15 protein-coding genes are annotated in these 12,075 nt (G+C 37.8%); 9 read left to right on the top strand and 6 right to left on the bottom strand.

The genetic code is table 11. The features are described from left to right. The first annotated feature begins 3 nt into the window (after positions 1-3). The 3 genes from J8L73_RS01505 to J8L73_RS01515 are packed head-to-tail and all read left to right on the top strand — an operon-like array spanning position 4 to position 1,727. Positions 4-786, top strand: coding sequence for a chemotaxis protein CheW (locus J8L73_RS01505; protein WP_211014370.1), 783 nt, complete (start codon positions 4-6; stop codon positions 784-786). Between the two features lie 24 nt (positions 787-810). After that, positions 811-1,308, top strand: a complete 498-nt coding sequence (locus tag J8L73_RS01510; RefSeq protein WP_058548535.1) for a chemotaxis protein CheW — start codon at positions 811-813, stop codon at positions 1,306-1,308. A 17-nt stretch (positions 1,309-1,325) separates the two neighbouring features. Further along, positions 1,326-1,727, top strand: a complete 402-nt coding sequence (locus J8L73_RS01515) for a DUF2802 domain-containing protein (protein ID WP_211014372.1) — start codon at positions 1,326-1,328, stop codon at positions 1,725-1,727. A 30-nt stretch (positions 1,728-1,757) separates the two neighbouring features. On the opposite strand, the gene J8L73_RS01520 is transcribed toward J8L73_RS01515, so the two are convergent. Beyond that, complete coding sequence (locus tag J8L73_RS01520; protein ID WP_211014374.1) at positions 1,758-2,411, bottom strand: OmpW family outer membrane protein; 654 nt, start codon at positions 2,409-2,411, stop codon at positions 1,758-1,760. Between the two features lie 262 nt (positions 2,412-2,673). Between J8L73_RS01520 and dapE the strand changes: the two genes are divergently transcribed. After that, positions 2,674-3,861, top strand: coding sequence for a succinyl-diaminopimelate desuccinylase (gene dapE, locus J8L73_RS01525; protein WP_211014376.1), 1,188 nt, complete (start codon positions 2,674-2,676; stop codon positions 3,859-3,861). A 35-nt stretch (positions 3,862-3,896) separates the two neighbouring features. On the opposite strand, the gene J8L73_RS01530 is transcribed toward dapE, so the two are convergent. Continuing rightward, positions 3,897-5,603 (bottom strand): lysophospholipid acyltransferase family protein, encoded by a 1,707-nt coding sequence (locus J8L73_RS01530; protein WP_211014378.1) that lies wholly within the window; start codon positions 5,601-5,603, stop codon positions 3,897-3,899. Positions 5,604-5,732: 129 nt separating this feature from the next. Here J8L73_RS01530 and J8L73_RS01535 point away from each other — a divergent pair, with 129 nt between their 5' ends. Both J8L73_RS01535 and J8L73_RS01540 read left to right on the top strand, forming a co-directional pair. Beyond that, entirely contained in the window at positions 5,733-6,653 is a 921-nt protein-coding gene (locus J8L73_RS01535) for a glyoxylate/hydroxypyruvate reductase A (protein WP_211014380.1), read from the top strand. Between the two features lie 96 nt (positions 6,654-6,749). Then, positions 6,750-6,896: a hypothetical protein gene (locus tag J8L73_RS01540; protein ID WP_211014382.1), complete on the top strand. Its 147-nt coding sequence runs from the start codon at positions 6,750-6,752 to the stop codon at positions 6,894-6,896. Here J8L73_RS01540 and smrA read toward each other — a convergent pair. The 3 genes from smrA to J8L73_RS01555 form a co-directional block, all read right to left on the bottom strand. After that, entirely contained in the window at positions 6,893-7,474 is a 582-nt protein-coding gene (gene smrA / locus J8L73_RS01545; RefSeq protein ID WP_211014384.1) for a DNA endonuclease SmrA, read from the bottom strand. The two genes, J8L73_RS01540 and smrA, sit on opposite strands and share 4 nt — an antisense overlap. 127 nt (positions 7,475-7,601) lie before the next feature. After that, a complete protein-coding gene (locus J8L73_RS01550; protein ID WP_210999207.1) occupies positions 7,602-7,847 on the bottom strand; it encodes a hypothetical protein in 246 nt (81 codons plus the stop codon). A 106-nt stretch (positions 7,848-7,953) separates the two neighbouring features. Beyond that, a complete protein-coding gene (locus J8L73_RS01555; RefSeq protein ID WP_211014386.1) occupies positions 7,954-8,397 on the bottom strand; it encodes a hypothetical protein in 444 nt (147 codons plus the stop codon). A 104-nt stretch (positions 8,398-8,501) separates the two neighbouring features. Here J8L73_RS01555 and J8L73_RS01560 point away from each other — a divergent pair, with 104 nt between their 5' ends. After that, the gene (locus J8L73_RS01560) at positions 8,502-8,885 is read left to right on the top strand and encodes a response regulator (protein ID WP_211014388.1); all 384 of its coding nucleotides are present in this window, start codon (positions 8,502-8,504) and stop codon (positions 8,883-8,885) included. A gap of 74 nt (positions 8,886-8,959) precedes the next feature. On the opposite strand, the gene rpsT is transcribed toward J8L73_RS01560, so the two are convergent. Beyond that, positions 8,960-9,220: a 30S ribosomal protein S20 gene (gene rpsT, locus J8L73_RS01565; protein ID WP_002958225.1), complete on the bottom strand. Its 261-nt coding sequence runs from the start codon at positions 9,218-9,220 to the stop codon at positions 8,960-8,962. 252 nt (positions 9,221-9,472) lie between these two features. On the opposite strand from rpsT, the gene murJ reads away from it, so the two are divergent. Further along, complete coding sequence (gene murJ / locus J8L73_RS01570; RefSeq protein WP_348771945.1) at positions 9,473-11,053, top strand: murein biosynthesis integral membrane protein MurJ; 1,581 nt, start codon at positions 9,473-9,475, stop codon at positions 11,051-11,053. An 83-nt stretch (positions 11,054-11,136) separates the two neighbouring features. Then, a complete protein-coding gene (gene ribF, locus J8L73_RS01575; RefSeq protein ID WP_211014390.1) occupies positions 11,137-12,063 on the top strand; it encodes a bifunctional riboflavin kinase/FAD synthetase in 927 nt (308 codons plus the stop codon). Positions 12,064-12,075: the final 12 nt, after the last annotated feature.

Below are 12,075 nucleotides of genomic sequence, written 5' to 3' on the forward strand. Positions count from 1 at the left end.
TGAATGAGTAAGCAATTATTTGCTAATGAAAAAGTGATGAAACAATACCTAGGGGCTTTGCTTTGTGAAGATGAGCCTGTAGATAATCTTGAGCCAGTAGCAAAGTTACTCGAGCAGCTCCCAGATGGCACAGAGCCTGAGCAAATTCATTTAAAACCTAAAGAGCAATTAAAAGCAGCAGAAAAAGTATTCGATCAAGATTTACTCGCATCAGATGTGAAGCCAATATCTGATACCGAAAATGTTAGTGAGGTTGTTAGTAACAAAAATGTAGAAGCAACCACTACCGTACTTGAAAGTACTGAGCCGCAGCTTTCAATTGATGGTAAGGCTGATTATTTTGAAGGTGAGTTTCAGGCGTTATTTTTTGAAGTGGCAGGGCTCACACTTGCTGTGCCATTAAAGGCATTAGGCGGTATTCATCAATTAGGTGAAGTAAATCATTTGTTTGGCAAACCAAAGTGGTTTAAAGGTGTCATGCTTAACCGAGAGGAGAAACTCAACGTTGTTGATACTGCTCGATGGGTAATGCCAGAGAAGTACGATGAAAAATTAGAAGCGTCATTAGATTATCAATATTTAATTACACTAGGTGATAGTCAGTGGGGTTTATTAGCTGAAAAATTGATAAATAACATTACATTGAGTAAAGAAGATGTAAAATGGCGTACAGACCAAAGTAAGCGTCCATGGCTTGCGGGTGTTATAAAAGAGAAAATGTGTGCTTTAATTGATGTAGACAACTTAAATATATTATTAGAGAAAGGCTTAGACAGCCGTCAGTAGTAATGACCATTACGGGGTAATAGCATGAATCAAGATAAATTACTGTCAGCAAACAAAAATGCAGATAATAATGATGAAATTTTACAGTGGGTTACGTTTAAGCTCGAGGAAGAAACCTATGGCGTAAATGTAATGCAAGTACAAGAGATACTTCGTTACACAGAAATAGCTCCGGTACCGGGTGCACCTTCATATGTTATTGGTATTATTAACCTGCGTGGGAACGTGGTAACAGTTATTGATACTCGCTCTCGTTTTGGCTTACCAGCAGCCGATACTACTGATAATTCTCGAATTCTGATTATTGAAGCAGAAGAGCAAGTCATTGGAATTTTAGCCGATAGCGTATCTGAAGTTGTTTATTTGCGAAGTTCTGAAATAGACAGTGCACCTAATGTAGGTACTGAAGAAAGTGCTAAGTTTATTCAAGGTGTTTGTAATCGCGATAATGAATTACTTATATTAGTTGATCTAAATAAACTACTTAGTGATGATGAATGGGATGAGTTAAGCGATATATAAGCTTTACCAAATATATTATGCTGTTACTAAGTATAGCTATATCGGCGCTAGCGGTAGGTCTTATATCGCTGGCGTTAATTATTGCATTAAAAAATAAACACACTGCAGAAATCGATTCTATTTCGCAGCAACTTAAAGAATCCTCTGAGCAAACTCATATTTTAAGAAGTGAAGTGTCCGAGTTAAGAACCGGATTGCTGAGTATTGGTAAGCGAGTACTTCAAGTTGAACAACAAAACCAAGATTTAATGCAGCAACAAGCGGCTCAAAAGTACGATGATCCCGATGCTAAAATCTACTCCCGTGCTGTGAAAATGGTTGAGCTCGGTGCTGATTTAGATGAAGTGATACGCGAATGCGAATTACCAAGAGCTGAAGCTGAATTACTTTTTTCACTCCACAAACAAAAAGGCGCATAGCGCCTTTTTAACACACATATATACTACTTTTTAAAAACTATATCTCACACCAAACATTGCCACTACAGGGTCTAGCTCTACCGTTGAGGTAAGTGCTTTTGCACCATTAGCGTATACCCTTGCATCAGTATCAATATCCATAAGCGATACCATGGCGTGCAAGCCCCAGTTTTTATCAATTTTATAGTTAGCGCCTACTTGAGCTACAAAACCAAAAGAATCATCTAATTTTACTTCTACATCATCTGTGCCCAGGGTTGTTTTAAGAGCTTGAGATGGCTGTTCGTCAAAAAATACAGTGTAGTTTATACCCACACCTACAAAAGGTCTTAGCGCATAACTCGTATCTAAAAAGTGGTATTGAGCGACAAGTGAAGGTGGTAATTGTTTTATATCCGCAATTTTATTACCAGCCAAGCCACCAGCGCCATTTACATCGTGAGAAAATGGTGTAGCTGCTATAAGTTCTAGCACCCATTTGTCGTTAAATGCGTAATCGATAGTAATACCTAGTTGTGTATCTGAATCGCCTTTAAGGCCCAACGTTGGCGCTTCGTTAATTGCTGAGCTGCTGTTGTCAGGGTTAACGTTAATAGCGCCAACATTTACGCTAAAGTTAGCGTGTGCAGCTGGAGAGAGTGCGAGTAAAGAAGTAAGTAATGCAATGCTAATTTGAGTTTTCATGCTGTTCTCCGAGAACGACTTTTTAATTGCCGCTATTATTGACGAATAAAAAATTTAAAAACCTGTTCTAGATCAAAGTTTCAAAAATGTTTGAACCTTGTGAAGCACTTTATTGATTTAGATTAATTTTAGCGTTATTCGTTAATCGCAAATATTGACATTTTATTTTGCTCATCGTCACAAGAATGTATTAGGGCTGACATAGGGGAGTCATAAAACCACGTTGTAATAAAAGCTTCTTAGGCTACATAGTATATTTAATATGTTTTTAGCGGCGCTCGAATCACAAATAAAACACACAGATAGTAAAGTCGATGTTGTAGAGTACCTACAGACGCTCATTCGCTTTAAATCAGTAACACCTGAGCAAGCGGGTGCAATAGATTGGCTAATTAAGCAATTAACAGAGCTGGGCTTTAATTATGAAAAATTTACTATAAATGGCGTAACAAACTTAATAGCGAGTATTAAATTTAAAGAAGGTCCGAACATTGCTTTCTCTGGCCATATTGATGTTGTACCAGCAACAGGTGGCGCGTGGTTAAGCCCTCCTTTTGAAGGTAAAATAGTAAATGGTGCTATTTTTGGCAGAGGTGCTGCTGACATGAAGGGCGGTGTAGCGGCGATGCTAAGCGCTACAAAAAATTTAATTGCTAATACATCTACAAAAGTAGGCACACTTTATTGGCTTATTACGTCTGATGAAGAAGGTGAAGCTGAGTTTGGCTCTTTAGAAATAGCAAATAGGTTAACTAAGCAAGGCATTGTATTAGATGGTTGTATTGTAGGAGAGCCTACAAGCTCAATACAAGTTGGCGATACAATTAAAAACGGACGCCGTGGCGCGCTCTCTGCGCGTATAACCGTAAGAGGTAAGGCTGGGCATGTCGCGTATCCTCAAAATACACTTAATGCCGCGCATTTGGGCGCAAAAATAGTAAATTTGTTAAGTGAGCAAGTTTGGTTTCTAGATGAAGCAAGTTCTAAAACAACACTGCAAGTAACAGGTATAAATATAAATAACGTGGTTGATAATTTAGTACCTAGTGAGTGCGAAATTACATTTAATGTACGCTATAGTCACTGTTATAACAGTATGGCTGTTAAAGCATTATTACTAAATACATTAAATGAGTTTTTAGAAAAAATATCTATCATATGGGAGCGTCCATGCGAGCCGTACTACACCAGCGCTAATAATAACGGGTGCTTAATAGCGCAAGTAGAGGAGGCCATTTATGAGCAAACAGGTAGTTACCCTCTTTTAAGTACCAGCGGTGGCACATCAGATGGGCGTTTTTTTGCAAATAACCACACCCAAGTAATAGAGTGTGGTGTACTAAATAAAACGATTCACCAAGTTAACGAGCATGTTTCAATTAATGATTTAATTAAGATTGAGGGTATTTACACTAATCTATTATCGCGCATTTTTATAAACGAAAACTAACAGCGAGTACATGCTGGTAGTTATGCTAATGCTTATTAACCTAGGTAACGCTTTGCTTTGTTATCTTTCACGTTTTGCATATCCACGAGTACTAGTCCATCGATACAATTATTAAAATCGGGATCGATGCTAAAGCTTAAAAACTTTACCCCGCCAGGCTTACAAAGCTCAGTATATTGTTTGAATAAAGTAGGTACTTGCACGCTCATATTTGCAAGAACGTGTTTAAGCTCTACAAAGTCTTCTTTTACGTCGTTACCACTAAAAACAGTATTACATTGTGTGAGCTCTTGCTCGCTAGGTTTAAATTCATTATTAGGGCTTGCAAGCGCTTCATCAGTTTTATAATAGTGCTGGTAATAATGAACTAACATGGCTTTTGCTTGATCTGGTAACGTATTTGGAACGCTTACAGCGCCAAATAAGTAACGGTATTGCGGATAGTTTTTAACAAAAGCACCAATCCCATACCACAGATAATCTAAGCTTTTTCGCCCCCAATATTTAGGTTGTACAAAGCTTCTCCCTAACTCTATGCCTTGTTCTAAATAAGGTTTCATAGCATCGGTATAGCTAAATAAGCTGTCGGTGTATAAACCTTCTCTGCCATGCTTATCTATAATATCTTTTGCACATGCAAGCCTATAAGCACCTACAAGCTCTAATTGAGTGGGATCCCAAAGTACCAAATGTTGATAGTCCATATCGTATTTATCTATGTCGCGGCGTTTACCACTTCCTTCGCCCACGGCTCTAAAGGCAATTTCTCTAAGGCGGCCAAGCTCTCTAAATATGGGTGAACTACCTGTATATTGGTATAGGTAGATATGCATACCATCTAGGGTTTTACCCAGTAACTCACATTGTTCTATGGCTTTTTTAAGCTCTTTTCTGCACTCAGGCACTGCAATGGGAGTTTGTGTTTTAAGTGGTAATGTTTTTTTAGTGGTAAGACGATATAACTGTTTGCGAATTAGGTTTACAACCTCTTTGTCTTTTAAGTTCTCTATTAAATATGACTCTGGAGGGATTGAGGCACCTATTTCAAACTCCAATGATTTTTGACGTTGTTTAAACATTTCTTTTACTAATAGTAAGCTTGCCAAAGGCTTATAAATCATCGAAGTGCCATAAAACAGAGGACTGTTCTTAGCTTTAATATAAATAGGTAGAATAGGGCAGTTAGCTTTTTTTGCCATGCGTAAAAAGCCACTATTCCATTTGCAGTCCTTTATACCAGTTGGCCCTAAACGAGATACTTCACCAGCAGGAAAGATGAGCAGGGCTCCTTCGCTTTTTAAATGATTTTGTATATTGTTTAGCTCTTGTTTTTTACTCATTCCAGATAAGTTATCTACAGGCAGTAAAAGCGAGTGCATCGGCGTTACCGACATAAGCATACGGTTAGCTACTACTTTTAAATCTTGCCTAACACCTGAGAGCACTTTAATGAGCGCTAATGCGTCTAATGAGCCAATAGGGTGGTTAGCAACAATGACTAACTTACCTTCTGTTGGTATATGCTCTATTTGCTTTGGTTTATAACGAGTATCAAAATTGAGCTCATCAAGCACTTGCTCAACAAATTCTAATCCTTGTAGGTGAGGATATGCATCGCCAAAAGCAACAAACTCTTGTTCATGTAGCAAATAACCAAGGCCTTTTTTTACTAACCCTTTTACCTTTGGAGAGTTATCTAGTTGTGGTAAATTTGCAGCAATTACTTTATCAACACTTATCATATTAACCTCATCTTCAATTTGGCCTATTCGCCATACCTATAAGATTAAAAAAAGGGTGTGACAATTACTTTGCAGTTGTGTGACTTTTTAAAGTGTTAGTTTATAAACTTTGTATTGCTAGGAGAACTTATGTCGGTATTAGTGGCTATAACTGGACGAGATAACACAAAACTAATAACCAAGTTACAACAGCGTTTGCCCAATACCCTGATAGAGCAATGGCCCGCGTGTAAAAATGTAGAAGGTGTTGAATTTGTACTTGCTTGGAATGCACCTGAGGCTATGTGGCAACAGCTACCTAATTTAAAAGCTGTGTCGTCATTTGGTGCCGGTGTAGACAGTATAGACTTAACTCTTTTAAATGATAAGGTTGACGTTGTTCGTATTGTTGATGAGCAACTTGCAAAGGATATGGCTGAATATGTGCTAACACATGTGTTAGCTCAAAAGCTTCGTTTAAAAGAGTATTACTTAAAACAAGCGCAGCAAACGTGGAAACCAAAACGCGCATTCAAAAATAAGCATGTTGGTATTCTTGGCTATGGAGAGCTAGGCAAAGCATGTGCACAAAAACTTATTAATAATGGCTTTAAGGTAAGTGCGTGGGCACAAAGTAGTAAAAATGTAATAGGTGTAGATATTTTTTATGCTGAGCAAGGGCTTAGCAGTATGCTTCCTAACGTTGATTACTTAGTATGTTTACTTCCTCTAACACAGGCAACGCAAGGTATTATTAATAGCTCCTTGCTATCTAAATTACCTGAACATGCTGTAGTTATTAATGTGGCTCGAGGAGGACATGTAGTAGAACAAGATTTATTAAACGCTTTAAATAATAATACGTTGCGCGGCGCAACGCTTGACGTATTTGAGCAAGAGCCGCTGCCACAAGAACACCCATACTGGTGTCATCCTAAAGTTACTCTAACTCCGCACTGTGCAGCATTATCTGATATTAATAGCGTAATAGATCAAATAGCAAAAAATATTGAATGCTTAAATCAGGGCGTTTCACTTAATAATACAATAGATAGAACTAAAGGTTATTAAGAGATAGCTAATTAGTTTAAAAAACAGCTTGTTAACATTTGTAATTTTTATTAGTGTAAAGCTGTTCTCACTAATAAAAATTACAAAGAGGGTGTTATGAAATCGAGTCAAAGTGGCGTTAAATTAAGCCTAGTTATCATTTCTATTGTAGTACTTGGCGTTTCTGCTTGGTTTAATCAGGCTAATGCCGAAGATATCCCTTCAAAAGCTCAAACCAAGGAAGAGTTAACAGTAGCGGATTAACCCCGCTTACTGTGTATTTCTCGGTTTTCGTGTTTCTTTTCTTCACTTTTTTTAAGTAATACATAAGTAGCACCGCTTCCACCGTGGTGCCTAAGTGCGGTATGAAAAGCCAATACTTGAGGCAACTCTTGTAGCCACTTGTTTACATAACTTTTTAAAATGCCTGGGTTAGCCTTATTTTTTATGCCGATCCCGTGGCGTATTAATACAACACGTATATTTCGCTGGTGGCAATCAACGATAAAACTAAATAAAGTATTACGTGCGTTTTTAAGTAATTGCCCATGTAGGTCAAGCGTGGCATCGACTTGGTATTTAGCCAAACGTAAGTTTTTAAAAACCGCACTTTGTACGCCATCTTTTTTAAAGCTTAATATAGCGAGTGGCTCTAATATTTCAACATGCTCAGATTGTAAGTAATTTTCATCATTTGCTAGATTAATTTGTGCTGCTTTACGTTTTTCTTGTTGGGCTAGGGTTGCACTGTAGCTATTTGAAATGGGGGTAACCGTATCGTGGTTTATTGGTTTTACATCTTCCATAGAAGATAAAAATAAATCAAAGTCAGATAAAGGCATAGTAAGACCTAAATTTAGAATAATACGTACTAAATTTTATCTCAGTTCATTGTGAACCCCAAACTTTAAATTTTAATATAAAAAAGCCCAGCAATGCTGGGCTATCAAATATTCTAAGGAGAAGTTGTTAATTTTGGGTTACGTTAAACTGCCCAAATGTATAAACTTTAAACAAGTAAAAAGTGTTGATCAACACTAAACTCATATTTGAAATAACACTCGACGACATAATATCTAAGCTAAATGATAAGAATAACAAACCACAAGCACTAATGGCGGCAACGCGCAGCAGTGTTATCTGGTTAATAAAGAATGCACCTAAACCTAGTGCAAGTAGTGTCGTGTTTAAAAGCCAATCTAGCTCGTTTAGCATGGTCGTTTCAATAGTTCAGTTGTTGAAAAAAGGAGCGTCATTATGTTGATCTTTTGCACACCTTTCAACCAAGTAATTTTAAATTTTCAGATTAGTTTTTTTAATGTTAAAAGTAACTGCCTATTGCCGCGAATACTCCATTATCAGCTATCACCTGATACTTTTGGCAGCTTTGTGGCTTTTGTAAATCACTGCATAAATAAAGGGATTTACGCTTAGAATCAAACTGTGGGTGTAAGTTTGAATCAATAAGCATCGCACCTTTACCAAAAACACCTGGCCAATAAATGCTTTCACTTACCATCCCTAATTTTTTATAGGTGAGCAAGGTCGGTTTTGGAAACGCTAAAATAATCACTGCTATAACTGCAAGTGTTATAAATAACCCTTTTTTAGGTTTGGTGTGTTTGCGTTCGTCATTGAGAGTTTGTACATTTTCGTTACTTGTTTGTGAGCGTTGGGTTGAAGGCTGAGGTTTTCTTTTTTGGGCTGTTTTTTTTCTTGCGGGCGTTTTGCCTAGTAGTGATTGTTTGTTTGGTGTTTTAGACATAAAGCAAATCTGGCCTTTTTGGCGTAGGTCTCTATAATTAAATGAATAAATTTATATATCAGTATGATAACTTAAAGTTAGCTTATAGCCTACGAGGAATAAAGATGAATACGCAGCTGTCAATTTTAATTGTAGATGACGTTAGCACGGTGCGTAGCTTTTTGAGCCAAACGCTCATGCACTTAGGGATAGACAATGTAAAGGAGGCATCTACGGCATCGCAATGTATTAGTGAGTGTCAGGCTGCCAATTACGATATGATTTTTTTAGATATTGAATTACCAGATGGAGATGGTAAAAATTTGATTTCGCAAATCAATGAATTAAGCCCAGAGACAAATGTGGTGATGGTATCTGCACATTCAGGTGTTGATAACGTAAAGGATGCAATAGATAAGGGCGCTAAAGGGTTTGTTGTAAAACCATTTACCCCTAAAAAAATAGCGGCAATGCTGAAGAAGTTTTACCCAGATTTAGAAAATGCATAAGCAAGTTAAGTGCAGTTAAAATTAAAGCAAAAAAAAACCGGCAAATGCCGGTTTTTATATTCTACAAAAACAAATTATAGCGCTTTAATTTTAGCGGCAATACGGCTCTTATGACGAGCTGCTTTGTTTTTGTGAATTAGACCCTTAGTTGCGTAACGGTCTAGGATAGGTGTAGCAACAGAAAAAGCTTGCTGTGCAGCTTCTTTATCACCAGCTTCAATAGCAACAATTACTTTTTTGAAGTAAGTGCGCATCATTGAACGACGGCTTGCGTTGTGCTGACGGTTTTTTTCGCTAGTGATAGCGCGTTTTTTTGCAGACTTGATGTTAGCCAAGGTTTGCTCCTAACAATCTTAAATAAAGCTTAAATTAAAGGCCGTGGAATATGCCTGTTTTTATCATGAATGTCAATGTAAATTTAACAATCCAAGAAAAACTGCTCCTTATAACGAACATCAATTTGCCGCTTTAGCAGTTAATATCGATATTGTAACAAAGCACAGACTCCCAGCCTAGTGCTTTAAAGCGATTTATAAAAAAGACTGTGGCATAATTGCCCATATTAGGGATTTTTAAGTGGGTTTAAGGTGTCAAAAGGTTTATTTCGCTCAGGTATGATTGTGAGTTGTATGACTATGATTTCACGCATATTAGGGCTAGTACGAGATGCAGTAGTTGCAAATTTATTAGGGGCAAGCGCCGCTGCTGATGTTTTTTTATTTGCTAACCGTATTCCTAATTTTTTACGACGTTTGTTTGCCGAAGGAGCCTTTGCACAGGCGTTTGTACCTGTTCTTAGTGAAATTAAAGAGCAACAAGGTGATGACAAAGTTAAACTTTTTGTGGCGCAAGCTGCCGGTACGCTCGGTACTATTTTACTTATAGTAACCATATTTGGTGTCGTTGCTTCACCGGTAATTGCGGCCTTATTTGGTACAGGTTGGTTTATAGATTGGTGGCAGAGTGGCCCAAACGCTGAAAAATTTGAACTTGCTAGTTCGTTATTAAAGTTAACTTTTCCGTATTTATTTTTTGTGAGCTTAGTTGCGCTTAGTGGTGCAGTAATGAACGTTTATAACCGCTTTGCAGTTGCTGCTTTTACGCCCGTTTTACTTAATATATCAATAATTACTTGCGCTATCTTTTTACATGATAAGTTTAGTGTTGGTGCATACGCCCTCGCTATAGGCGTATTTGTGGGGGGTATTGTGCAATTGTTGTTTCAATTGCCATTTTTATATCGCGCTAAAATGTTGGCGCGCCCGCGTTGGGCTTGGCAAGACGAGAATGTTAAAAAAGTGCGTAAGCTTATGCTTCCTGCATTGTTTGGCGTATCGATAAGCCAAATTAATTTATTACTAGATACAATGATAGCCTCATTATTAATGACAGGCTCTATAGCATGGCTTTATTACTCAGATAGGCTAATAGAGTTTCCGCTTGGTCTGTTTGGAATTGGTATTGCGACGGTTATTTTACCCGCACTGTCTAAATTGCACAGTAGTAAAAAATTGAGCGATTTTCAGCATACACTCGATTGGGGGGTGCGATTTGTAATATTTTTAGGTATACCAGCAATGGTTGGCTTAATGATAATTAGCCCACTTATAATTACGGTGCTATTCGATCATGGTGCTTTTAAAGAGGACAGTGTTGATCATGTAAAAGCGGTAAGTTTAGGTGTTGTTGCTTACTCTGTAGGGTTAGTTAGCTTTATGTTGATTAAAGTGCTCGCGCCTGGTTTTTATTCCCGTCAAGATACTAAAACGCCCGTACGCATTGGTATTATAACTCTTGTGCTAAATATGGTATTTAACATTATATTGGCGCCTTTTATAGGTTACTTAGGGTTAGCCCTTGCTACATCAATGTCGGCCAGTTGTAATGCATTTTTACTTTACAGGCAGCTTAAAAAAGAAAAAGTTTATCAGTTTTCCTCTATGAGTTTGCGCTTCACCATAAAGTGTATTGTTGCAAGTATAGTTATGGGTTGTTTTACATGGTATGTAAGTAGTTACTATTATTGGGCTTCTTGGGAATTTACGCAGCAAGTTATATTGTTAATTTCCCTTGTGGCATTAGCTGGAGTTAGCTACTTTGCGATGCTTTTTTTAATGGGTGTAAGACTAAATACGATAAAAAGTGTAGCAATTACTGAATCAAACTAAAAAAAAGATTATAATCGGCAGCCTTGTGGCTTTTCCTTGGTATAAGTCGTGATAATACTCGCTGAAAAAAGGCTTTAGGTGGCATGGAGTTAATTAGAGGTATACACAATATTCGAGCGCATCACTTTGGGTGTGTGCTGACTATTGGTAATTTTGACGGTGTTCACTTAGGTCATTCACAAGTATTAAAAGGTTTGTTAGCAGATGCTAAAGCGCACAACTTACCAAGTACAGTAATGCTTTTTGAACCTCAGCCTCAAGAGTTTTTTGCTAAAAACAATGCCCCAGCAAGACTTACGCGATTACGTGATAAACTGCGTTTATTGAGCGATTTAGGTATTGAGCGTGTTATTTGTATTAGCTTTAATCAGCAATTTGCAAATATGCAAGCAGAACAGTTTGTAAGCGACATACTTATAAAAAAACTTGGTGTTAAAGCATTAACAGTAGGTGATGATTTTAGATTTGGGCAGCAGCGCAAAGGCAATTTTGATTTACTCGTTAGTATGGGTAATCAGGCGGGAATGGATGTGCAAAGCACAGCGAGTTTTCGCCAGTTAAATGCTAGAGTGAGCAGCACATTGATTCGTGAAGCATTAGCTGCTGGTGATTTAGCCAGTGCAAAAGTGATGCTTGGCCACGACTACGCTATCTCTGGGCGCGTAATACATGGCTGGAAAAGAGGCCGTGAGCTTGGATTTAGAACAGCAAACATAGCGCTTAAACGCCAAGTTTGCCCTGTTAATGGTGTGTTTGCTGTGCAAGCTACAATTGCAGGTAAACAAATTTTTGGGGTTGCAAATATAGGCAACAAACCCACATTTAATGGAACACGTGCACTTTTAGAGGTTCATCTTTTTGATTTTGCACAAGACATTTATGGACAATTTATGCACGTGGAGTTAATACAAAAACTCCGCGATGAGAAAAAATTCGAGACATTAACACAACTCACGGCGCAAATAGCAACAGATGTTGCCGCCGCTAAGCAGTGTTTTGGTTTAAATTAGGCAGCCGATAGA

Origin of the sequence: Pseudoalteromonas sp. MMG006 (genome assembly GCF_018101025.1) — a bacterium.
GTDB lineage: Bacteria > Pseudomonadota > Gammaproteobacteria > Enterobacterales > Alteromonadaceae > Pseudoalteromonas.